The organism is Mesorhizobium sp. L-2-11, assembly GCF_016756595.1.
GTDB lineage: Bacteria > Pseudomonadota > Alphaproteobacteria > Rhizobiales > Rhizobiaceae > Mesorhizobium.
This window is the reverse complement of record NZ_AP023257.1, coordinates 183,614-205,868: the sequence shown is the minus strand read 5'-3', so window position 1 is coordinate 205,868 and position 22,255 is coordinate 183,614. Positions and strand designations below refer to the sequence as shown.

Annotated in this window: 19 protein-coding genes and 1 pseudogene; 5 read left to right on the top strand and 15 right to left on the bottom strand. The window is 62.4% G+C overall.

From position 1 onward, the window contains the following. Positions 1–7: 7 nt before the first annotated feature. From JG739_RS00940 to JG739_RS00920, 5 genes are all read left to right on the top strand, one after another. A complete protein-coding gene (locus tag JG739_RS00940) occupies positions 8–1,003 on the top strand; it encodes a glycosyltransferase family 2 protein (RefSeq protein WP_370463390.1) in 996 nt (331 codons plus the stop codon). Beyond that, positions 1,003–1,953: a glycosyltransferase gene (locus JG739_RS00935; RefSeq protein WP_202364846.1), complete on the top strand. Its 951-nt coding sequence runs from the start codon at positions 1,003–1,005 to the stop codon at positions 1,951–1,953. Before JG739_RS00940 ends, JG739_RS00935 begins: the two co-directional genes overlap by 1 nt. Continuing rightward, positions 1,943–2,911, top strand: coding sequence for a glycosyltransferase family 2 protein (locus JG739_RS00930; protein ID WP_202364845.1), 969 nt, complete (start codon positions 1,943–1,945; stop codon positions 2,909–2,911). The genes JG739_RS00935 and JG739_RS00930 overlap by 11 nt, the downstream gene beginning before the upstream one ends. A gap of 58 nt (positions 2,912–2,969) precedes the next feature. After that, a complete protein-coding gene (locus JG739_RS00925; protein WP_023796734.1) occupies positions 2,970–3,866 on the top strand; it encodes a UTP--glucose-1-phosphate uridylyltransferase in 897 nt (298 codons plus the stop codon). A gap of 263 nt (positions 3,867–4,129) precedes the next feature. Further along, positions 4,130–6,511: a polysaccharide biosynthesis tyrosine autokinase gene (locus tag JG739_RS00920; protein WP_202364844.1), complete on the top strand. Its 2,382-nt coding sequence runs from the start codon at positions 4,130–4,132 to the stop codon at positions 6,509–6,511. A 242-nt stretch (positions 6,512–6,753) separates the two neighbouring features. Here JG739_RS00920 and JG739_RS00915 read toward each other — a convergent pair whose 3' ends face one another. From JG739_RS00915 to JG739_RS00845, 15 genes and pseudogenes are all read right to left on the bottom strand, one after another. Then, a complete protein-coding gene (locus JG739_RS00915) occupies positions 6,754–8,109 on the bottom strand; it encodes an IS5 family transposase (RefSeq protein WP_199202942.1) in 1,356 nt (451 codons plus the stop codon). 441 nt (positions 8,110–8,550) lie between these two features. After that, the gene (locus tag JG739_RS00910) at positions 8,551–9,633 is read right to left on the bottom strand and encodes an acyltransferase family protein (protein WP_202364843.1); all 1,083 of its coding nucleotides are present in this window, start codon (positions 9,631–9,633) and stop codon (positions 8,551–8,553) included. Positions 9,634–9,768: 135 nt separating this feature from the next. Then, a pseudogene (locus JG739_RS00905) lies at positions 9,769–11,676 on the bottom strand (propionyl-CoA synthetase). A gap of 150 nt (positions 11,677–11,826) precedes the next feature. Then, positions 11,827–12,813 carry a dihydroxyacetone kinase subunit DhaK gene (gene dhaK / locus JG739_RS00900; RefSeq protein ID WP_202364842.1) on the bottom strand — a complete coding sequence of 329 codons (987 nt, stop codon included), beginning with the start codon at positions 12,811–12,813 and terminating at the stop codon, positions 11,827–11,829. Positions 12,814–12,848: 35 nt separating this feature from the next. Next, the gene (locus tag JG739_RS00895; RefSeq protein ID WP_202364841.1) at positions 12,849–13,274 is read right to left on the bottom strand and encodes a hypothetical protein; all 426 of its coding nucleotides are present in this window, start codon (positions 13,272–13,274) and stop codon (positions 12,849–12,851) included. 8 nt (positions 13,275–13,282) lie between these two features. Then, positions 13,283–14,884, bottom strand: coding sequence for a phosphoenolpyruvate--protein phosphotransferase (gene ptsP / locus JG739_RS00890; RefSeq protein ID WP_202364840.1), 1,602 nt, complete (start codon positions 14,882–14,884; stop codon positions 13,283–13,285). Then, positions 14,868–15,170 (bottom strand): HPr family phosphocarrier protein, encoded by a 303-nt coding sequence (locus JG739_RS00885; protein WP_202364839.1) that lies wholly within the window; start codon positions 15,168–15,170, stop codon positions 14,868–14,870. The genes ptsP and JG739_RS00885 overlap by 17 nt, the downstream gene beginning before the upstream one ends. Positions 15,171–15,191: 21 nt before the next feature. Continuing rightward, complete coding sequence (gene dhaM, locus JG739_RS00880) at positions 15,192–15,581, bottom strand: dihydroxyacetone kinase phosphoryl donor subunit DhaM (protein ID WP_202364838.1); 390 nt, start codon at positions 15,579–15,581, stop codon at positions 15,192–15,194. Then, positions 15,578–16,180, bottom strand: coding sequence for a dihydroxyacetone kinase subunit DhaL (gene dhaL, locus JG739_RS00875; RefSeq protein ID WP_202367285.1), 603 nt, complete (start codon positions 16,178–16,180; stop codon positions 15,578–15,580). The genes dhaM and dhaL overlap by 4 nt, the downstream gene beginning before the upstream one ends. Before the next feature lie 65 nt (positions 16,181–16,245). Continuing rightward, the gene (locus JG739_RS00870) at positions 16,246–17,265 is read right to left on the bottom strand and encodes an ABC transporter ATP-binding protein (protein ID WP_202364837.1); all 1,020 of its coding nucleotides are present in this window, start codon (positions 17,263–17,265) and stop codon (positions 16,246–16,248) included. After that, the gene (locus tag JG739_RS00865) at positions 17,258–18,364 is read right to left on the bottom strand and encodes an ABC transporter ATP-binding protein (protein WP_202364836.1); all 1,107 of its coding nucleotides are present in this window, start codon (positions 18,362–18,364) and stop codon (positions 17,258–17,260) included. The genes JG739_RS00870 and JG739_RS00865 overlap by 8 nt, the downstream gene beginning before the upstream one ends. A gap of 3 nt (positions 18,365–18,367) precedes the next feature. After that, positions 18,368–18,574: a hypothetical protein gene (locus JG739_RS00860; RefSeq protein ID WP_202364835.1), complete on the bottom strand. Its 207-nt coding sequence runs from the start codon at positions 18,572–18,574 to the stop codon at positions 18,368–18,370. Next, entirely contained in the window at positions 18,571–19,521 is a 951-nt protein-coding gene (locus tag JG739_RS00855; protein WP_202364834.1) for a carbohydrate ABC transporter permease, read from the bottom strand. The genes JG739_RS00860 and JG739_RS00855 overlap by 4 nt, the downstream gene beginning before the upstream one ends. Continuing rightward, entirely contained in the window at positions 19,518–20,465 is a 948-nt protein-coding gene (locus tag JG739_RS00850) for a carbohydrate ABC transporter permease (RefSeq protein WP_077377482.1), read from the bottom strand. Before JG739_RS00850 ends, JG739_RS00855 begins: the two co-directional genes overlap by 4 nt. A gap of 125 nt (positions 20,466–20,590) precedes the next feature. Then, positions 20,591–21,922, bottom strand: coding sequence for an ABC transporter substrate-binding protein (locus JG739_RS00845; RefSeq protein ID WP_202364833.1), 1,332 nt, complete (start codon positions 21,920–21,922; stop codon positions 20,591–20,593). Positions 21,923–22,255: the final 333 nt, after the last annotated feature.

The following is a 22,255-nucleotide window of genomic DNA, read 5'->3' as shown; positions in this document are numbered from 1 at the left end:
TGGGCCGATGATGCAGACCGAAATGCCGTCCAACCTGATCGTGATTCCGTGCCTGAACGAAGCGGCTCACATCGGTGCGCTTGTTCATGAGCTTCGACCGGCCGCCGAGAGGCTCGGCGCCCGGATCATCGTTGCCGATGGCGGTAGCACGGACGGAACCAGGGCGATCGTCAAGGAGATCGCCCGAAAGGATCCGAAGGTCATCCTTCTTAACAATGAAAAGCGCCTCCAGAGCGCGGCGATCAATCTCGCCATCGCCAGGTACGGCGATGGGGCGGAATATTTCATTCGCATCGACGCGCATGGCGGCTACCCACCGGATTATTGCGACCGGCTGATCGAAGAGGCGCTGGCCACCGGCGCCGATTCGGTCGTCGTCTCGATGCTGACCAGTGGCAGCGGCACAGTGCAGAACGCGGTGGCGGCAGCACAGAATTCCAAGCTCGGCACGGGCGGCTCCAAGCACCGGCATCTCTCGGCGGGAGAGTGGGTCGACCACGGTCACCATGCGCTGATGCGGATATCGGCGTTCAAGGCGGTGGGTGGCTATGACGAGACGTTCAGCCACAACGAGGATGCGGAGCTCGACTACCGGCTACGCAAGGCCGGCTACCGGATCTGGATGAGCGGCAAGACGCAAATGATCTATTACCCGCGCTCGTCGCTCGCCGGCCTCTATTTCCAGTATCTCGGCTATGGCCGCGGCCGGGCAAAGAACGTCCTCAAGCACCGCATGATACCGAAGGTCCGGCAGATGGTGCCGCTCCTGGTGTTCCCTGTCGTCCTTCTCTCTGCCTTTTTCTTCGTGCATTGGCTGGCAGTCATGCCGATTCTGGTGTGGGCGTCGGTTTGTCTCGGCTATGGCGTGTGGATGGCCATCAGCCAGCGCAATCCGGACAGCGCCCTTGCCGGGATTTCGGCAATGGTCATGCATTTCGGCTGGTCCGTCGGTTTCTGGCTGCAACTGCTTGGACCGCGATCGCAGAGTAGGAGGGCGGCATAGTGGGTGTGGCCGAAAAAAACCGCAGCGTCGACGTCTGCGTCTGCACGTTTCGGCGGCCGGAGCTTGCCGACACGCTTCGCTCGGTAGCCGCCCTGGACGTGCCTTCGGGATTCGACATCCGCGTCATCGTCGCCGACAATGATGACGGGCCGACGGCCGAACTGCTGGTGACGACACTGGCGGAGACGCTGAAGCTGCCGATCAGCTATCGTCATTGCCCGGCACGCAACATCTCGATCGCCCGCAATGCCTGCCTCGACGCCAGCACTGCGGATTTCGTCGCCTTCCTCGACGATGACGAAACGGCATCATCCAGATGGCTCGTCGAACTGGTTGCGACGGCGGACTTGAGTGGCGCTGCCGCCGTGCTCGGGCCAGTGCGGGCGCGCTATCGGCCGGATGCGCCCAACTGGATGCGCCGCGGCGATTTTCACTCAACCTTGCCCGTCTGGGTTGGCGGCGAGATCCGCACCGGCTACACCTGCAACGTCCTGCTCAGGATGGGCGCCGACAGCCTCCGCGGCCGGCGATTCAGCCTGGCGCGTGGCCAGACCGGCGGCGAGGACACCGAATTCTTCGACCATATGGTCAAGGCCGGCGGTCGCATCGCCTTTTCGCCGCAGGCCTGGGTCGATGAAGTGGTGCCGCGCGCCAGGGCGGCTTTCGACTGGCTCCGTCGCCGCCGGTTCCGCGTCGGGCAGACGCATGGACACCTGCTGGGGCGCGACGCGCATGGCCTCGCGCTGGTCAGGCAAGTCGGCCTCGCCTCGGCAAAGGCGGTTTTTTGTTTCGCATCGGCAATCCCGGTCGCCATCAGTCCCGTGCGCAGGAACCGCAGCGTGCTTCGCGGCATCATGCATGTCGGCGTCGTGAGCGGTCTTGTCGGCGTGCGTGAAATCCGCCAATACGGCCTGCCCTCGCCGCAGGAAGGGGGCAAGCGTGCAGCCTGACGTCACCTTTGTCATTGCCGCCTACAATTCGGAGCTGACCATCGAGCGGGCGATCGCCAGCGCCATCGCCCAGCGCGATGTCAGCGTGGAGGTGATCGTCGTCGACGACCAGTCGCGCGACCGGACGCTCGATCTGGCGCGATCCTACCCCGAAGACATCGTGCGCGTCGTCGCACTTGAGCAAAACCGCGGTCCAGGCGGCGCCAGGAATGTCGGCCTTGAGCTTGCCCGCGGCAGGTGGGTGGCGGTCCTCGATTCCGACGACGCAGTCTATCCCGGGCGGATCTGCGCCATGATTGACCGCGCCGAGAAAGCGGGCGCCGCGATCGCAGTCGACAATCTCCAGGTCGTTCGCGAGGACGGTGTTGCCGAAGAGACGATGTTCCCGGCCGACTATCTCGAGGGTTTGAGTGAAATCTCGCTGGCGGACTATATTGCTGGCAATGTGCTCTTCGAATCCAGGTTCAATCTCGGCTATCTCAAACCGATCTTCCAGCGCCGGTTTCTGAACGAAAACGGGCTTCGCTATGACGAAAGCCTGATCATCGGCGAGGACTACATCCTGCTGGCCAGTGCTCTGGCCAACGGCGGCAAGTGCGTGGTCGAGCCGACGACCGGCTATGTCTACCATATCCGGACCGGCTCCATTTCCCGCGTGCTCGAACTTCATCACGTCGAGGCGATGCGTAAGGCCGACCTCGTTTTCGCCAGAACCCATTCGATGGACGCAAAGGCCGAGGCCGCCTTCGCAAGGCGCACGCGCAGCCTGCGTAAGGCGGCGTCGTTCCTTTCTTTGGTCCAGCACATCAAGGCGCGATCTCCACTCAAGGCGGTGTGGACGGCGCTCAGCGATCCGGCGGCGGTTTGGCATATGGGCATGCCGATCGCCGTTCGGCTGCGAAGGGTGGCGGCGCAATTTGCCGTGGGTGCGGGGGAGGTGAAGGGTGCAGGCAGCTGAAAGATAGTTTTCGCGGCCTGCGACAGGTTGAAGTCGATCTCCTCAGAAGGAATATGCAATGAAGAAAGTCAGGAAGGCAGTCATACCGGTAGCGGGGCTTGGAACGCGATTCCTGCCGGCGACCAAGTCGATGCCGAAGGAAATGCTGCCGGTCGTCGACAGGCCTGTCGTGCAATATGCGGTGGACGAGGCGTTCGAAGCCGGCATCGAGCACATTGTCTTCGTGACGGGCCGCAACAAGGCGGTCATCGAGGATTATTTCGACCTGCATCCAGAATTGATCGGAACTTTGGAGCAGACCGGCAAGACGGCGCAGCTTCAGGCGCTGGAAAGCCTGCTTCCCGTGGCTGGTGCGACGAGCTTCATCCGGCAGCAGTCGCCGCAAGGTCTCGGCCATGCGGTATGGTGCGCCCGGGAAGTCATCGGCGATGAGCCCTTCGCATTGCTGTTACCGGACATGGTTTCCTTTGGCGGCCGCGGATGTCTCGCTGAAATTGCGGACCTCTATGCGCAGACCGGCGGAAACGTCATCGCCGTCGAGCGCTGCGACCCGACTGAGACCAGCAAATACGGCATCGTCGGTTGCGGCGCCGATGTCGGCTCGGGCTTCGAGGTCACCGCCATGGTCGAAAAGCCGGCTCCGGCGAATGCGCCGTCGAACTACTACATCAACGGCCGCTATATCCTGCAGCCCGAGATATTCGGGCTGCTCGGCAATCAGCAGCGCGGCGCCGGCAATGAGATCCAACTGACCGACGCCATGGTCCGCCTTGCGCAAAGCCAGGCTTTCTTCGCCCAGCCGTTCAACGGCCGGATGTTCGATTGTGGCTCGAAAGAAGGGTTCATCCAGGCCAATGTCGCCTTCGCGCTGGCGCGCGACGACATGAAGGGACCGATCTTCGAGATGCTTCAGGAGTTCGTCCGGTTGCATGAGCGCCGGGTGGAAGCCGCATAAAGCCCATTTTTGGGAGCAAGCATATGAATGGTGACGCAAGACATGCCGATATGTTTGGCTGCCTGGGTTCCGCGGTGGCTGGCATGAAGCTTGCTTTGGGCATATGCTGATGCTCCCGATCTGCTTTAGCGCCTGCAAACGAGAGCAGCGGACCCGAGTGGAGACAGGGTTTGGGAAAATCCGAGGCTCAAACAAAGATAGAGCGGCGGCGCGTTCGACTTGAGAGACCGCCGCTCTAAATGCAAACTTGAATTGGACCGAAGATGAATTATGCCAATTTTCCTCTCGATAAGAGGAAACCATTGCCGAGTTCGGACCCAGTCAGCGCCGACGATTTCATCGATGTCGAGCGCCTGCTCGGCATGGCAGCAAGGCAGGCAAAGGTGGTTGCGGCATGCGCTGCCATCGGTCTTTTTCTGGGCGTGCTCTATTTGCAGACCACGCCTCCCACCTACATGGCCACGAGCCGTGTGCTGATCGACGAAGGATTGAACAAGGTCGTTGACGAGGTCTCGGCGGCGTCGGTCAGCATGCAGACCGACTCCGCCATCCTGAGCCAGATCGAAATACTCCACTCGGCGAGACTGGCTACGGTGGTCGTCGACAAGCAGAAGCTCGATCAAAATGACGCTTTCATGGACCCTCCGACGTCGGCTGTGTCGAAGGCTGCCGGTTTTGTGCGCGGCGTGGTCCGGTATTTCCGTCCCAATCCTGCCGTGGGTACGGCCGACGTTACTCAGCTTGATCCGGCGACGCGTGACGCGATGATTGCCTCGTCACGCCGCGATTACGCAATCCTCAAACTGCAGGACGAGGTGCAAGCCGAGCGCATCGGTCGAAGCTATGTGATCTCCATCGCCTACCAGGCGACGGACCCCGCACTTGCGACCGCGGTCACCAAAGCCTATGCCGACGCCTATCTCGCCGATCAGCTCGATGCGAGCTTCGATGCGACCGAGCGAGCGGCGGTCTGGCTGCAAGGCAGGCTGACGGAGCTTCGCGAAAGTTCCCAGGCAGCGGCGCTCGCCGTCGAGAAGTTCAGGGCCGAACATGGGCTGGCCGTCGATGACGGCCAGTTGATCAGTGACAAGCAACTGTCGGACCTCAATGGCCAGCTCATTGAGGCGCAGGCCGACACCGCCCGCGCCAGCGCCCGCTACCAGCAATACAAGTCGATCGTCGAAAGCGGTTCGGACAACGCATTCAGGGACGCCGCAATATCCGCCGACCAGCCGAGCAACTCGATCATTTCAACACTCAAGACCCGCTATCTCACTGTCGCCAAGCGGCAGCAGGATATCGAAGCCAATTTCGGGGCTGAGCATCCCCAGGCGGTCGCACTTGCCAAGGAAAAGGCCGACATATCGGCGCAGATATTTGGCGAGCTGAAGCAATTGACCGAAAGCTACCGCAACGAATACGAAGTCGCTCTCGCGCGCGAGACGGCGCTCCGCGCAAATGTCGCGTTAGCGGCTGGCAAGAGTTCCATCGACAACCAGTCGCAGGTCAAGCTGCGCGAACTGGAGCAGAAGGCAACGGCGCTCTCGACGCTCTATCAAACGTTCCTTGGGCGCTACGAGGAAGCCTCCCAGCAGCAATCCTTCCCGGTCGGCAAGATCCGCGTCATCTCGGACGCGACGCTGCCGAAGTCCGCGGCAACCCCGCGCACGTCCATAGTGCTGGGACTTTCGCTCGTGCTTGGCGTGATGTTGGGAGCCGGAGTTGGTGGCCTGAATGAGTTCAGGGAGCGGTTCTTCAGGACCGGCGAAGACGTTCGCGATCGCGTCGGCCTCAAATTTCTCGGCTACCTGCCGATCATTGGCAGCAAGGTCGCCAAGGATGATAAGCGCGATGACGGTCAGGCGGATATCAAGTCCGCCCAATCGCCGTCGGCGGCTGAAAGACGCGCGCGCATGCGGGTGAGCATCGACGCCCCGGCATCGATGTTTTCCGAGACTCTGCGCAGCGCCAAGATTGCCTTCGACGTGGTGATGGAAGGGCAAGGCAGCCGGGTCATTGGCGTGATCTCGGTCCTTCCCGGCGAGGGCAAGTCGACCGTGGCGGCGAATCTGGCCGGATTGCTTGCCGCCAACGGGTCGAAAACGCTGCTGGTGGACGGCGACCTGCGTAACCCCGGCCTCAGCCGCAGCCTTGGCATGGAGGCCGAGCAAGGCCTGATGGAAGCGGTAGTGAGCGGGCAGGCCTGGCAATCCGTCGGCAAGATTGACCGGCAGACCAAGCTGGCGATCGTCCCCGCCGTGCCGCGCGGTCATTTCTCGCACACAAGCGAGCTTCTGTCGTCGGCCGGGATGCGACGTTTCATCGACAATGCCAAGGAGACCTTCCAGTACATCATCGTCGATCTGCCGCCGCTCGGCCCCGTGGTCGATGCCAAGGCCTTTGCTCCGCTTGCCGATGGCTTCGTGCTCGTGACCGAGTGGGGGCGCACGCCGCGTGCGATGGTGCAGTCCATATTGAGTTCGGAATCCTATATCGCCAACAAGATCGTCGGCGTGGTCCTCAACAAGGTCGATTTGAAGAAGCTGGCGAAGTATGGATCGATCGGCGGCTCGGAAAAATTCTTCGATAGATATTCGTCATACTATCTGGAGAAGTCGGCAGCGCGGACCAAGGTGAACAGCTGAGGCCGGTCTGTCGGACCGATATTGAGCAGATCGTTGTCTTCCGCCGCCAGGCCGATACCGGGCCCGAGGCCGTCGTGAGCGAAGACCAATGCCCCTCGAACAGACCATGACCGGCAGCCTGTGCACGAGCCGGTAGGGTCGGTGAGGAAAGACGTTCCTTAGTCGTCTGTGAAGAAGGTTGATTTCGGGATCGGAGGCGAAGCGGGAGCATTCCCACCCGCCATATCAGAGCTGATATGGCGTCAGGCTGATCGCGGCCGGATTGGTGGCACTGCAGCGGACGTGAGCAGTACCAGGAAGAAGGCACACAAAAGCCTCAGCCAGTTGAGCAGGAGGCTGAAGTTATAGCCGACGGCTGCAAGGACAGCGTTGTTGGCATCGCCCTCGGAGAAGGCCAGGAAGTTGCGGCCCATGCGGTGGTCGTTCTTGAGATGGCCGATGACGGGTTCTACGGCGGCCCGGCGTCGCAGCGCCCGTTTGACGGCCTGGGTGAGGCCGCGCTTGTAGCCGGCGACATGGACCTTGAACATCTTGTCCTTCGGCGCGTTGTGGCCGCGGTAGCCGGCATCGGTGACGATCTTGCCGAGGCTGACGCCGATGGTGTCCTCGATCGCCGGGATGATGGTCGCCAGCGTGTGGCCGTCATACGGATTGCCGGGCAGCGCCTTGACATGGGCGACGAACTGGCCGCCGCGGCTGCGCTGCAGCGGGGTGGCGACGGAGACCTTGACGCCGAACTCGTAGGGCTTGTGGGCCTTGCCCTTGCCAATGCACTCGATCTCCGGAGCGTGCAGGGAATACACCTTCTTGCCCCGCTCGCGCTGGCGCTGGTCCCTGACGCGCCGGGCCAGCGACAGCGGCAGGGCAAAGACCTGCATCAGCTCTGGCCGCATGGCGAGCTTGCGGACGATGTCGCGGATCACCGCTCCCAGCATGGTGCGCAGGCGCTTGAGTTGCCGGTTGGCCCGCTTGAATTGCTTGGCATGGGCATAGCGCTGATGCTTGATCAGCGCGATCTTGCCGACCCGCGCATAGGACTGGCGCAGGGCAATGCCATGCTTCCTGGCCAGCTTGACCAGCCGCTCGCGGGCGCGATGCATCAGCTTGGCGTCGGTCGGGAAGGTGATGGCCTTTTCCTGCACGGTAGTGTCGACGATTACCGCGCGGAAGTCCGACGGCTTGGCCGCCCCCAACCTGGTCGCCGCCGCAAGGCTCTCCTGGAGCAGAGCCGTGAGCCGTTCTTCGCCCATGCGCAGGCGCCAGCGCGTCAATGACGTGCGGTCGAAGGGCAAGCGGTGCTGGAAGAACTCCTCGCCGCAGAACAGCTGGTAGTAGGGGTTCTCCAGCCAGCGTTCGCACAGGCTTTCGTCGGACAGGTTGTGCATCGACTTGAGGATGGCCAATCCCGCCATCAGCCGGGTCGGCAAAGGCGGCCGGCCAGGATCGTCGTCATAGACCTCGCCCAGCCGTTCTTCGAGGAAACGCCAGTCGATCGTCTTGGCCAGCTTCACCAGCGCATGATCCATATTGAGAATGTGGTCGAGCCGGGATCGCAACAGGTCCGTCTGGCCGCTCTCGCGCCGTTCCTTCGGTCGCATCGCTCGCTTCCCTCGCTGCTTCGTCATCGTCTCGAATCACGCAGAACAAGCGCATCCAATTTGCCGGAAACCGCAGCCCAAAGCCACGAAATTCGGCAATCTGAAAACCGAAATCAGGGGAAATTGTTAAACGGAATCAAAGCATTCCGAGTTTTTCACGGACGACTCCTTAGTGCATGTCGCGCAAAAGCACGCCCTCGGGCCTGACCCGAGGGTGTGCAGCGGTTTGGCGATAACGACATGCATAAAACAACAACCTAAAGCGCGTCGCGTGAGGTCGGCCAAACGCGACGCGTTGGGGGTGCCGGTCGATTTCCTCGCTTGATCAGCAGAGGTCGCCGAGCCGCGACGGGTCGCGCAAAAGCGTGCGTACCCTGCTTTGTGCCGGACTTTCCACCATAGACGTTTTCAGCCTGGAACCGGCGTGACAACGCCGGCGCGTTACGCCGCCTTGAGACGGTAGCGGAAGATGGTGTGGTCGAGCAGAAGCCGGATGCGCGGTTCGGCCTCGATCGCAATTAGCCAGCTCGCAGCGATCATGGTCGCCCCGACGATGACCACCGATAGCACGTATGGCACTCCCGCACGCATCAACGCGCCGATAATGGCTGCGCCGACGACATCATGGATCAGATAGAGAGGGTAGGTCATCAGGCCGATCCGGCGCCAGCCGCGCCAGGTCAGATCGAGCCGCAATGACCACGCCATCAGCGCCATGGCAGCGAGGAACAGGATGATCGGCGGCCCGTAGGGCATCGCGGATTCGACCTTGATGCTGCGGACGTCGACAGCACTTATGATCTGCAGCACGCTGCCGGCCAGGAACAAGGCGCAGAAGGCAAGGCGGGCAGGCGTCACCGCCTTGAAACGCATCAGCCAGAACAGCACGCCTGTCGCGAAAAAACATCCGTGATGCACCAGGAGCAGGTCGAGCCAGCGCGCCTCGGCAAGGTCCGACCAGTCGAATGGATAGTACAGGCACCAGAAAAGCGTGCTGATTGCGCCGAGCGAAACTGCCACCGCTTCAATCAGATCGAAGCGGCCGAGCCTCAGCAGGATCCAGACGACGGCATAAAAGGCGATCTCGATGCCGAGCGTCCAATAGACGCTGTCGACCCAAGGGTTGAACGGAACGAACAGGGCGGTGCGTATGAGCCTGCTGACGGCGTCCGTCGGCCAACTGAGATCGACGAGAAGCAGCACCATCGCGGTGACCGGCGCACAGATCCAGACGGCCGGCGCCAATCGTTTCACCCTTGCCTCGAAAAACCGCAGTGGTGTCGAATGCTCGGCGCTGAAGGCGATGACGAAGCCGCTGATGACGAAGAATATCTGGACGCCGACCCATCCGAATTGGACCAGTCCGCCTATTTCCGGATGCGGCGGGATGCCGCCAGTCGCGCGCGCCGAAACGCCCTCGGGGAACGCCCACACCCAGAAGCCGTAGTGGTAGAACATCACGAGGACAGCGGCGACAAAACGCAGGATGTCGACGCCGCCGAATGTGGTTTTTTGCTGAGCCATGCCGTGCCTTCGGAATGGCCCCCCACGCAGAGGTTTTAAGGGCTATTGCTGCATTGCACAACAGGCGATTGCAGTGCAGGATGAATTCGTGGATTCGTCCACAGCCGCGATCCGCCTGCCGCGCTCCGAAAGCAACTAAAGCCCGATTCCGCGTCCCTTCAGCGCCGCGGTGATTTCGTCGAGAATGACCGGGTCGTCGATGGTCGCCGGCATTGTCCAGTCTTCCTTGTCGGCGATCTTCTGCATAGTGCCGCGCAGGATTTTGCCGGAGCGCGTCTTGGGCAGGCGCTTGATCGTCACCACCGTCTTGAAGGCGGCGACCGGGCCGATCCGCTCGCGCACCAGCGTGACCACCTCGTTCTCAATAGTGCCGCTGTCGCGCGTGACACCGGCATTCAGCACGACGAAGCCGAGCGGCACCTGGCCCTTCATCGCATCTGCGATGCCGACGACGGCGCATTCGGCAACGTCGGGATGCGCGGCCAGCACCTCCTCCATGGCGCCGGTCGACAGCCGGTGGCCGGCGACATTGATGATGTCGTCGGTCCGGGCCATCACGAACAAATAGCCGTCCTCGTCCATCATGCCGGCATCCGCCGTCTTGTAGAACCCGGGGAATTCCTCGAGATAGGCTTGGCGAAACCGGTCATCGGCATTCCATAGCGTCGGCAGGCAGCCGGCCGGCAGCGGCAGTTTGACCACGACATTGCCCAACGTGCCGCGCGGCACTTCGTGGCCGGCATCGTCGAGCACACGGATGTCGTAGCCGGGCATCGGCACCCCGGGCGAGCCGTATTTCACCGGCAGTAACCCTAATCCGGCTGGGTTGATCGTCATCGGCGAGCCGGTCTCGGTCTGCCACCAATGGTCGATTACCGGCACGTTCAATTTCTGCTCCGCCCATTTGATGGTTTCCGGATCGGCGCGCTCGCCGGCGAGGAACAGCGTGCGGAATTTCGACAGGTCGTATTTCGGGACGAATTCGCCCTTTGGGTCCTGTCCCTTGATGGCGCGGAATGCGGTCGGCGCGGTGAACAGCGCGACGACGCCATGCTCTGATATCACCCGCCAGTAGGTTCCGGCGTTGGGCGTGCCGACCGGCTTGCCCTCGAACAGGACGGTCGTGCAGCCATGCAGCAGCGGGCCGTATACGATGTAGGAATGGCCGACCACTCAGCCGACGTCGGAGGCCGCCCAGAATACCTCGCCCGGCTTGACGCCGAACTCGTTCTCCATCGACCATTTCAGTGCAACCATGTGGCCGCCATTGTCGCGCACGATGCCCTTGGGCTGGCCGGTCGTTCCGGACGTGTAAATGATGTAGACCGGGTCGGTGGCGAGCACCGGAACGCAGTCGACATTGGCGCCCGCGGCCCGCTCGCGGGCGACGGCGTCGGCATAGTCGATGTCGTGGTTCTCCTTCAGCTCGCAGCGCAGCTGATCGCGCTGCAGGATGAGGCAGGCTTCGGGCTTGTGCCGCGACATCTGGATCGCCTTGTCGAGCAGTGGCTTGTAGGCGACGAGGCGCCCGGGCTCCAGGCCGCAAGAGGCGGAAATGATCAGCTTCGGCCTGGCGTCGTCGATGCGCGTGGCGAGCTCGTGCGAGGCAAAGCCGCCGAAGACGACCGAATGCACGGCGCCGATCCGGGCGCAGGCAAGCATGGCAAACGCAGCTTCCGGCACCATCGGCATGTAGATGATGACCCGATCGCCTTTTTGGACGCCGCGGTTCTTCAGCACCGAGGTCAGCGCCACCACCTCGCGTTTCAATTCGGCATAGGTGAATTTCCTGATCGTGCCGGAAATCGCGCTGTCATGGATCAGCGCGATCTGATCGGCGCGGCCACCCGCCACGTGGCGATCGACGGCGTTGAAGCAGGTGTTGCAGGAGGCGCCGCCAAACCAGCGTCCATAGACGCCGGCATTCGGATCGAAGACCGTGTCGAACGGCGAGAACCAGTCGATGGCCTTGGCCGCATCCGCCCAAAATTCCTCCGGATCGCGTTTCCAGCCGTCATAGACCTCGTGGTAGCGTGACGCCATCCAGCTTACTCCCAAGAATGTTTCTGCCCTTGGAAATAGCGTATGCTGTTTTTGCAAGCACGTGCAAATTCGTCCTGGCGACCTCGCTTTTGTCGAAATGGACGAGATCGCCGCTTTATCGCCGCAACCGGCCAGGTGCGTATAAAGCGCCTACATCCCCCAACGCAGGGCAGCCGTATGCACCGGTGCGTCCCACAATGCGGTCGTCTCGTCGTCGAGCATGGTCAGCGTGATCGAGCAGCCGGCCATGTCGAGCGATGTCACATAGGACCCGACCAGTGAGCGAGTGACCGTCACGCCGTTTTTCCCGAAGATTTTCCGGGCGCTGTTGTACATCAGGTAGAGCTCCATCAGCGGCGTGCCGCCGAAGCCGTTGACGAAAAGCAGCGCCGGACCTTTTGCCTGGTCACCCAGATCGCCCGATATAGCCGCGCAAATCTCCTCGGCGATGGCGTCGGCGCTCTTCAATGTGTCGCGGCGGCGCCCGGGTTCGCCGTGGATGCCGACGCCGAACTCCATCTCCCCGTCGCCGATATCGAAAGTTGGCTTGCCGGCGGCCGGTACGGTGCAACTGGTCAGCGCAACGCCCATAGAACGCGTCGCGCCATTGACGCGCTCGCCGAGCGCCTTCAACGCCTTCAATGCCATGCCTTGCTGGGCTGCAGCACCGAGGATCTTCTCGACCACCAGCGTGCCGGCAACACCGCGTCTGCCCGTGGTGTAGGAGGAGTTCTCGACTGCGACGTCGTCATTGGTCACCACTTGCATCACGCCCTCCGACATTTCGGCAGCCATGTCGAAATTCATCACGTCGCCCTCGTAGTTCTTGACGATGAACAGGCAGCCGGCACCGGTGTTGACCGCCTCCGCGGCCGCCATCATCTGGTCCGGCGTCGGCGAGGTGAACACCTGGCCGGGGCAGGCGGCATCCAGCATGCCATGCCCGACCAGCCCGCCATGCAACGGCTCGTGGCCAGAGCCGCCCCCGGAAATCAGCGCCACCTTGCCGGGCTTGAGTGTCCTGCGGCGCACGAATTTATGCTCGTCGCCAAGCACAAGGATGTCGGCATGGGCGGCAACGAAGCCGTCGAGGCTTTCGCTCAGCACCGTGTCCACAGAATTCAGAAACTTCTTCATGGCCGTCTCTCCCGAAATAGCTGAAATTGGCGCGACTATGTCCCGCCCTTGCCGGCGATGCTGGTGATCTTCTGGATGAAATCGTTGACCGCCCTGTCGAGCGCCGCGTTCTGTTTGTCGTCGCCGAAATCGGGAACGATGAGCGAAACATGCCGCGTCTTGCGCATGCCGGATGCCAGCGACATTTTTCCCGGATGCGCCTGATGGTAGGCGGCAAGAAAATGGTCGCGTTCGGCCGGGCTGAAATGGCAGACGGCGAAAATAGCCGGCAAATGTTTTGACGGGATCGGGATCGAATAGGCCGGGCTGGAAATCTGGGTGACGAAACTGCGATGCTTGCCCAACGCGTCGGCGAGGCGCTGGCGCATGCCGGACGGGCGCTGGTCGAGGACCTGCGACAGGATCGTCTTATAGGCGCGGATTGCCTCTTCGGAGCCGGCTTCCGGTGTCTTATCGGCCATGCCGGTGCCTAGATCGAGACGTCCGCAATGGCCGCCTTGGCCATTGCGAGCTGGGCGGGAACCACGGAAAGGTCGCGCAGGCCGGCTTCAATCAGCGCCGGGATCGCCGCCGGATCGCCGCCGGCGTCACCGCACAGGCTAACCGGAATCTTTTGCGCGCGGCCGAACGCCGCAACCGAGGCGATCAGCCGAAGCACGGCGGGATGCTTGATTGAATTGAGATGCGCAACCGACGCGTTGTCGCGCGCCGCCGCCATCACATACTGGGTCAGGTCGTTCGAGCCGATCGAGAAGAAGGCGACCTCGGAAAATGCCTCCGGTGCGATCGCCACCGACGGCACCTCGACCATGATGCCGAGCGGCGGCATTTTTTGCGCGACGCCGCGCGCGGCAAGCGCGGCCTGCTCTTCGGCGAAGAGCACGGCGGCCCGCTGATACTCGTCCCACACGGCGATCATCGGGAACATCACCTTGAGATTGCCATGCAAGGCGGCACGCAGCAGCGCCCTGATTTGCACCCGAAAAACCGCCGGCCTCGCCAGCGATAGCCTGATGCCGCGCAGGCCGAGAAACGGATTGCCGTCCTCGACGGTGAAGCCCGGCACCGGCTTGTCGCCGCCGGCATCCACGGTGCGAATGGTCACCGGTTTGTCCCCGGCCCATTCCAGCACCTTGCGGTAGGCGCGATACTGCGTTTCCTCGTCCGGCAGCGTCTTGCCAAACAGAAATTCGGTTCGCATCAGCCCGACGCCGTCGCAGGTCGAGACATCGATACCGTCGACATCGGATGGATCGGCGATGTTGACCTGCACCCGCACCGCGGTGCCGGCTTTCGTCACCGCCGGCCGGGCCAAGAAAGTTTCCGCCCTGTCGCGACGCGCCGCGAACGACGACGACGATTGCCGGAACGCCTCGATCTCTGCCCTTGTTGGCCCCAACACGATGCCGCCATGCTCGGCATCGAGCAGGGCGACGCCGGCAAGATGAGCCGGCGAAGCCCCAAGCCCAACTGGCCCAAGCCCCACGATCATGGGCACGCCGCGCGAGCGCGCTAGCATGGCGACGTGGCTGGCGGCGCTGCCCGCCTTCAGCGCAATGCCGCCGCCGGCGCTCCAGTCGGTTTCGAGAAAGCGCGTCGGCGCGATGTCCTCGCCGTAGAAGATGGCGCCTGCCGGCGCGGCAGCCGCGCAGTCGTCGGTCAGCGCGCGCAGCACCTGGTCTCTGATGTCGCGCATGTCGACGGCGCGCGCCCGGAAATAATCCTGATCTGACGTTTCGTAGCCGACAATTTCGGCGTCGAGCGCCTGCCGCCATGCCGCATCGGCCGGCTGGCCGGCGGCAATCGCTGCAAAGGCCGGGCCGGTGAGCGCATCGTCCTCCAGCATGGCGAGCTGGAATTCGAGAATGTCGGCGGCATCGCCCTCGGTCGCCTGGATCAGCTTGGCAAGCCGGCCTGTCGCTGTGCCGATTGCCGTTTGGAGCGCGAGCCTCTCGTCAACTGCGGTCGCTTTACGTCTATAGCGCGCGACAACCGGGTCGAGGTTGAACAGCGGCCCTTCGGCATAGCCGGCCGAAGCCGGGATTCCCTTCAGCTTAAGCGGTTCGGGCATGGTCCACGCCCTCGTCGAAGTCGCGCCGCACCAGCTCGACGAGCGCGCCGACCGCCTCGCCGGCACTGTCGCCCTTGGCTCTGATATGCAGCACCGTGCCTTTCGGCGCCTTGGCCGCCATCACCTTGACGATGCTCTTGGCGTCGAACCAAGGCCCGTTGGCGGCGAGCGCCACTTCGACTTCGGCCGAAAACGTCTTGGCAAGCTTGGTGAATTTCACTGAAGGGCGCGCATGCAGGCCGACCTCATGGGTGATCAGAACGGTGGCTTCTGCGGATGCGGACATTGAGTCAAAATTCCTGTTCATTCACGATGGCGACAATTCGTGTGCCGTCGCCACCACTTCCCTGAGCGAAGCGCCGCCGGACGCCTCTGTCGCCGCCATCACCGCACCCTCGACGATCGGCGCATTGCAGACGATGATCTTGTGCGCGCGCGGCTCGCCGATCATCTCGACCGCCATCTCGCTGTTGGTTTCGGCGCCGCCAAGATCGACAAGTATGGCGACGCCTGCCTCCGACCAGGCCTTGTCGATCGCTGCCATGATCGCTTCGACATTGGTTCCCAGCCCGCCATGGCCGTTTCCGCCGCACCATGCAAGCGGCACTTCGTCGCCGACCATCTGGCGCACCATGTCGGCCGTGCCTTCGGCGACCAGCGGTGAGTGCGATACGATGACGATGCCGACATTGCTCATGCTTGCCCCTCGATGGTCTCAGTGACAGCCCGCACCAGAAGCGCGGTCGAGCGTGCCCCGGCATCCATGTGGCCGATGGAGCGGTCGCCGAGAAACGAGGCGCGCCCGCGCAAGGCCTTCATCGGCACGGTGGCATCGGCAGCACTGTCCGCGGCGTCAGTGATTTCCGATCCGGTTTTTCCCTGCAGCAGGGCGTCATGCACCGGCTGCAGCACGTCGAGCATGGTCTTCTGCCCGACCTGCGACTTGCCCCTGGCTGCCACCGCCTCGATCGCCTTGCCGAACGCTGCCATCAGATTGGCGCGATCCGGCTCTGCGGAAATTTCCTTGCCGAGCGCCATGAACAGCGTCCCGAACAAGGGGCCCGAAGCCCCGCCGACAGTCATCACCAGCTTGGTGCCGATCGCCTTCAGAGCGTCCGGCAGCGGCTTTGCCGCGAACGTGTCGGCCTCGGCGCGCACCGCCTCGAAGCCGCGCTTCATGTTGAGCCCATGGTCGCCGTCGCCGATCGCCTGGTCGAGTGCGGTCAGCTCTTCGGCGTGAGCGGCAATCGTGTCGGCGGCGACTGATATCAGCGTCTTCAGGTCGAGCTTGTCCATCGTCCCGATCTTGTCCAGTGTCCCAATCTTGTCCAGTGTCCCAATCTTTTCCGGTGACCCAAGGCTCATCGGTTTGCAATCCTGTTTCCGGCCTGGTCGAAGAACAGCGGCGCCCGGTAGCGGATAATCACCCTGTCGCCCTTTTCCAATTGGGTGTCGGGGTCGGTCAGCGTCACCAGCTTTGTGCTTCCCACCGTCACATGCAGGTGGTTCTGGTCACCCAGATGTTCGACCCAGTTGACAACGCCGTCAGCCGGTCCACTCGATGCCTTGCCGATCGACAGATGTTCTGTGCGCGCGCCGATCGTTTTGGTTTCCGCCGGCATGTCGCCATCCGGCAGCAGGCCAGTCGGCAGCAGATTGATCGCCGGCTGGCCGAGCCTTGCGGCGACATGAAGGTTTGCCGGCTCCGAGTAGATGGTGCGTGGCGTGCCGATCTGCACCAGCGCGCCGTCGGCGAGAATGCCGATGCGATCGGCCATCGTCATCGCTTCGATCTGGTCGTGCGTGACATAAAGCATGGTGGCGCCGACCTCGGCCTGGATGCGCTTCAGCTCGAGCCGGAGGTCGGCGCGCAGCTTGGCATCGAGCGACGAAAGCGGCTCGTCCATCAGGTAGATCGAAGGCTTGCGCACCAAAGCGCGACCGATGGCTACGCGCTGCATCTCGCCGCCGGAAAGTTTGGTGGAGCGGTTGTTCAGCTTGTGATGGATGCGCACCATCCTGGCGACATCCTCGACGCGGCGGCGCACCGCGTCCTCGCTCAGCCGCCGCGCCGGCGAGCGCAGCGGAAAGGCCAAATTGTCGTAGACCGACAGATGCGGATAGAGCGAATATTGCTGGAAGACGAAGGCGGTGTCGCGCTCGGCCGGCGACAGCGTCGTCGCATCGCGGCCGCCGATATGGATCGAGCCCGTGTCGGGCCGTTCCAATCCGGCGATCAGCCGCAGCGTCGTCGTCTTGCCGGCGCCAGTCGGGCCGAGCAGCACGACGAATTCGCCGTCGGCGACGTGCAGATCGAGAGTGTCCACCGCGACATGCTCGCCAAAGCTCTTGGTCACCCCTTTGATGTGCACGTCAGCCATGGCGGACCTCCGTGGTTGCGTCATGGATTGCGGTTCGCACGGCGCGGCCGGAGCCCTTCTCGAACAGCGACAGCCGCGTGCTGCTCAGCGCAAGGCCGACCTGGTCGCCCGGATTGAGCCGGATTTCGGCCGGCACCCGCGCCTTGATGATGCCGCCGGACGTCTCCACCGCGACGATCTGCGTGGTGCCGAGATATTCGGTGCCATAGATGGAGCCGCGCAGCTTCGAGCCGTCGTCGAAGCGGATGTGCTCGGGCCGGATGCCGAGCGCCATGTCGGCCGGTGCGATATCCTCGCGCACCTCCGGCACCGCCACCTTGGCGCCCTGCACCAAAATCTCGCTGGCGCCCTTTGAAAGCCCGCCGCCAAAGCTGAGAAAATTCATCGGCGGCGAGCCAATGAAATCGGCGACGAACATGGTCGCCGGCCGGTCGTAGATTTCGCGTGGGGTACCGAACTGCTCGATGATGCCGTGGTTCATCACCGCGATCTTGTCGGCCATCGACATCGCTTCCATCTGGTCATGCGTAACGTAGACCGTGGTGGCGTGGATGCGGTTGTGCAGTTCACGCAGCTCATGGACCATGAGATCGCGGAATTCGGTGTCGAGCGTGCCGAGCGGCTCGTCCATCAGGAAGCATTTTGGCCGCCGCACGATGGCGCGGCCGAGCGCCACACGCTGGCGATCGCCGCCGGCAAGACCGGAGACCGATTTGTTGAGCAGATGGTCGATGCGCAACAGCTTCGCCGTCTCTTCGACGCGCCGGCGGATTTCGATGCCTGGCGTGCCTTGCGCCAGCAGCGGGAAGCCGATGTTCTTGCGCACATTCATATGCGGATAGAGCGCGAACAGCTGGAAGACGAAGGCGATGTCGCGCTCGCGGGCACGCCGCATGGTGACGTCCTCGCCACCAAGCAGGATCTTGCCGCCTGTCGGCAATTCCAGGCCGGCGATCATGCGCAGCGTCGTCGTCTTGCCGCAACCCGACGGCCCCAGCATGACGAAGAACTCACCGTCTCTAACGACAAAGTTGGAATCCTGCACGGCGACGAAATCGCCGAATGCCTTCCTCAGATGCTCGACCCTGATCTCCGCCATCGTCTACTCCGGAAACTTCGAGACGATGATGAACATCGCCGTGCCGGCCAGCATGGTGATGAAGGAATAGGTGTAGAGCGGCAGCGCGAACGGCTGGAACAGCATCAGGAAGCCAATGGCAATGATCGCTGTGGCGACGTTCTCCATCAGGCCGCGCCGGAGCGCACGCGGCCAGCGCGACTTGCGTTTTGCGGGTTGGGTCAGGCTCATTTGCGCACCGCGCCGAAGGTGATGCCACGCAGCAACTGCTTGCGAAGCAGGATGGTGAACACCAGGATCGGCACCAGGAAGATCGTCGTTCCTGCGGCGACCGCAGGCCAGTCCTGGCCGCCTTCGCCGATGATGGTCGGGATGAAGGGCGGTGCGGTCTGCGCGGTGCCCGAGGTCAAAAGGGCGGCGAAGGCATATTCGTTCCAGGCGAAGATCAGGCAGAAGATGGCGGTCGCGGCAATGCCGGTGGTCGCCTGCGGCAGAACGGTCCGCCAGAAGGCCTGCAGCCGCGTATATCCGTCGATCATCGCTGCTTCTTCGTACTCGCGCGGGATCTCGTCGATGAAGCCCTTCAGCAGCCACACGGCGAGCGACACATTGACCGCCGTATAGAGCAGGATCATGCCGAGCGCGGTGTCCGACAGGCCAAGCTCGCGATACATCAGGTAGATGGGAATTGCGACCGCGATCGGCGGCATCATCCGCGTCGACAGGATGAAGAACAAAAGGTCGTCGGCCAGCGGCACCTTGAAGCGCGAGAAGCCATAGGCCGACAATGTGCCGAGGAACACCGCGCAAAAGGTCGAGCCGAAGGCGATGATCAGCGAATTGACGAAGCGCGGCATGAAATTGGACGCGCCGGCGATCACCATGTTGCGCTTGCGCACTGTCTCATCGCAGATGCCCGTCGCCGGTCCCAGCGCGTTGATGTATTCCGGTGTCTGCCTTGTGCGGGTCGAGAACAGATTGCAGTAGCCCTCGAGGCTCGGCTGGAACAGGATCTTGGGCGGATAGGCAATCGAATCCGGCGGCGTCTTGAAGCTGGTGGCGAAGATCCACAACAGCGGCACGATCGAGATCAGCGCGTAAAGCACGATGATCGTGCCGGCGACGCGTTTCGACGTGACCGAGGGTGCGACGACAGAATGGGCTGACGTCAGGCTCATCTCTGCTTCACCTTGTTGAGCGCCTTGACATAGATGTTGGCCAGCCCGAACACCGCAACGAATAGGATGATGGCGAAGGCCGAGGAATAGCCGGTCCGCCAGCTTTCGAAGGCCTGCCGCTTCAGCGTGATCGAAGCGACCTCGGTGGTCGATCCCGGTCCGCCGCCGGTCAGCAGGTTGACCATGTCGAACATCTTAAAATTCTCGATGCCGCGGAACAGCACCGCCAGCATGATGAACGGCAGCGCCATCGGCAGCGTGATCGACCAGAACTGCCGCCAATTGGAGGCGCGGTCGACCTCGGCTGCCTCGTAGATGTATTCGGGGATCGAGCGCAGGCCGGCGAGACAGATCAGCATCACGTAAGGCGTCCACATCCAGGTGTCGACGATGACGATCGACCACGGCGCCAGCGACACGTTGGAGAGCATGCCGATCTGCGTTGCCGGGATGCCGGTGACGAACGAGATGGCGTAGGCGAACAGCCCGATCTGTGGCTCGTAGAGGAAGCGCCAGAAATTGCCAACCACTGCCGGCGACAGCATCATCGGCACCAGAATGATGGTCGTCCAGAAGGCGTGGCCGCGAAATTTTCGGTCGATCAGCCAGGCCAGCGTGAAGCCGATCAGGGTCTGCAGCAGGATGGTCCAGAACACGAAATGCGCCGTCGTCTGCATGGCGATCCAGATGTCCTGGTCGCCGAGGATGCGCTTGTAATTGGCCAGGCCGACATTCCTGACCACCTCGTTGGGACGATTGGCGCGGTAGTTGGTGAAGGACAGATAGATCGCCCAGAACAGCGGGAAGATGTTGATGGCGAGCAGCAACAGGATCGTCGGTGAGATGAACAGCCAGGCGAGGCCCTTGTCGCTGATGCCTCGGACCTTGCGGGCCAACGGCTCAGGCGTAGCCCGGGCAACGCTGTCCGCAGTCCGATTGAGCATGGTCAGTCCCGCTTCGGTCACTTGGGTGTCTCGACAATGGAATTTATCTGAGCTGTGTCCCGTGCCAAGGGTGGCACGGGACACGCGGTCGTGGCTCGGGAGGAGCCGGTTAGGTCTTGCCCCAATTACATCTTGCCATCGTCCTGGAACACCTCGGTCCAGTCCTTGACCAGGCCATCAAGTGCATCCTTGGCCGACCCCTGGCCGGCGACAACATAGTCATGGAAGCGCTTCTGCGACGCCTGCAGCAGCGGCGCATAGCTGGGCTCTGCCCAAAAATCCTTCACGATGGCCATGGAGTCGAGGAAGGTCTGCGCGTAAGGCTGGCTGGCCGGGAAGCCTGGATCCTTGACGACCGCGTTGAGGCAGGAAAAGCCGCCGAGCGACCACCATTTGGCCTGCACGTCCTTGTTGGCGAACCATTTTATGTATTTGAGCGCGGCCTCCTGCTTGTCCGAATAGGAGACCACCGAGATGCCCTGGCCGCCAAGCTGGGCGAACTGATTGCCGTCAGGACCCTTGGGATTGGCGAAATAACCAATCCTGTCGCCACCGACATTTTCGTCCTTCTGCAGGCCTGGCCAGGTAAAGGCGAAGTTCATGTGCATCGCCACCTGGCCGGATTTGAAGGCATCGACGCCTTCGCCCATGTAGCTGTTCGAAGCCCCGGGAGGCGTGCAGCAGTCATAGAGCGCCTTATAGAACTCCAGGCCGTTCGCCGATTTGTCGGAGTTGACGAAGCCGTCCATCTCGTAGGGCTTGTCGGGATTTTCATAATTGAAGCCGAAGCTGTAGAGCACGTCCATGGCGCCCATGGTGATGCCTTCGGAGCCGCGCTCGGTGTAGATCGACGCGCCATAGACTGTCTTGCCGTCGACCTCGCGCTTCTGGAAGAACTCGGCGATCTGCTTCAACTGGTCGAAGGTCGTCGGCGCTGCGAGATCCCAGCCGTACTTTTCCTTGAACTCCTTCTGCAGTTCCGGCTTGGAGAACCAGTCCTTGCGATAGGTCCAGCCGACGACATCGCCCATGGCCGGCAACGCCCAGTAATTCGGCGAGTTCTTCGGCCATTCGGAGTAGCCGACGACGGTCGCCGGCACGAAGTCGTCCATGCTGATCTTCTCCTTGTCGAAGAAGTCGTTCAGCTTGACGTAGTGGCCGTTCTCGGCCGAGCCGCCGATCCACTGGCTGTCACCGATGATCAGGTCGCACAGCTTGCCCTTGGAATTAAGTTCGTTGAGGAAACGATCAGCATAATTGGTCCACGGCACGAATTCGAATTTCATGCCGATGCCGGTTTCCTTGGTAAAATCCTTGGACAATTCGACGAGCGCGTTGGCCGGGTCCCAAGCTGCCCAGCAAAGCGTCAGATCTTCCGCCTGCGCGACGTTCGAAACGGCGGTCGACGCAAACATCGCCGAGGTCAGTCCCAACGTCAGTTTCAAGGTCGATTTCATGCCTTCCTCCCATTTGCGAAACGCGCCCGGATGACGGTTCCAAAAACCTCAACCCCCTCCTCAGGGGTCTAAACATGACGACGCGCGGTAGAGCGTCCGATGTTTAGTAATTTGTTTAGTGATGCAATTTTTACTAAACAACGCAAGCGAATTCGTCGCTGCGCTGCAGCATAATTTGCATGCATCTGAGCGGTGGTCCCGGCCGCGCCGTTCTCTCAGGAAATATCCAGACCTCCTGTCGCTCCTTGGCCGCGCCATCGTCGGTGGCTCCCGCCTTTGACTATGGCGAGGAGGTGGCCCCGCCTTGAGTTGTGCCGTTGATGTTGCGCGGCG

Excerpts from the sequence above, each read along its gene's own strand:
- JG739_RS00940 (WP_370463390.1), top strand. The coding sequence starts at position 8 with ATGATGCAGACCGAAATGCCGTCCAACCTGATCGTGATTCCGTGCCTG.
- JG739_RS00925 (WP_023796734.1), top strand. The coding sequence starts at position 2,970 with ATGAAGAAAGTCAGGAAGGCAGTCATACCGGTAGCGGGGCTTGGAACG.
- JG739_RS00920 (WP_202364844.1), top strand. The coding sequence starts at position 4,130 with ATGAATTATGCCAATTTTCCTCTCGATAAGAGGAAACCATTGCCGAGT.
- JG739_RS00915 (WP_199202942.1), bottom strand. The coding sequence starts at position 8,109 with ATGCGACCGAAGGAACGGCGCGAGAGCGGCCAGACGGACCTGTTGCGA.
- JG739_RS00910 (WP_202364843.1), bottom strand. The coding sequence starts at position 9,633 with ATGGCTCAGCAAAAAACCACATTCGGCGGCGTCGACATCCTGCGTTTT.
- dhaK (WP_202364842.1), bottom strand. The coding sequence starts at position 12,813 with ATGAAGAAGTTTCTGAATTCTGTGGACACGGTGCTGAGCGAAAGCCTC.
- JG739_RS00895 (WP_202364841.1), bottom strand. The coding sequence starts at position 13,274 with ATGGCCGATAAGACACCGGAAGCCGGCTCCGAAGAGGCAATCCGCGCC.
- ptsP (WP_202364840.1), bottom strand. The coding sequence starts at position 14,884 with ATGCCCGAACCGCTTAAGCTGAAGGGAATCCCGGCTTCGGCCGGCTAT.
- JG739_RS00885 (WP_202364839.1), bottom strand. The coding sequence starts at position 15,170 with ATGTCCGCATCCGCAGAAGCCACCGTTCTGATCACCCATGAGGTCGGC.
- dhaM (WP_202364838.1), bottom strand. The coding sequence starts at position 15,581 with ATGAGCAATGTCGGCATCGTCATCGTATCGCACTCACCGCTGGTCGCC.
- dhaL (WP_202367285.1), bottom strand. The coding sequence starts at position 16,180 with ATGGACAAGCTCGACCTGAAGACGCTGATATCAGTCGCCGCCGACACG.
- JG739_RS00870 (WP_202364837.1), bottom strand. The coding sequence starts at position 17,265 with ATGGCTGACGTGCACATCAAAGGGGTGACCAAGAGCTTTGGCGAGCAT.
- JG739_RS00865 (WP_202364836.1), bottom strand. The coding sequence starts at position 18,364 with ATGGCGGAGATCAGGGTCGAGCATCTGAGGAAGGCATTCGGCGATTTC.
- JG739_RS00860 (WP_202364835.1), bottom strand. The coding sequence starts at position 18,574 with ATGAGCCTGACCCAACCCGCAAAACGCAAGTCGCGCTGGCCGCGTGCG.
- JG739_RS00855 (WP_202364834.1), bottom strand. The coding sequence starts at position 19,521 with ATGAGCCTGACGTCAGCCCATTCTGTCGTCGCACCCTCGGTCACGTCG.
- JG739_RS00850 (WP_077377482.1), bottom strand. The coding sequence starts at position 20,465 with ATGCTCAATCGGACTGCGGACAGCGTTGCCCGGGCTACGCCTGAGCCG.
- JG739_RS00845 (WP_202364833.1), bottom strand. The coding sequence starts at position 21,922 with ATGAAATCGACCTTGAAACTGACGTTGGGACTGACCTCGGCGATGTTT.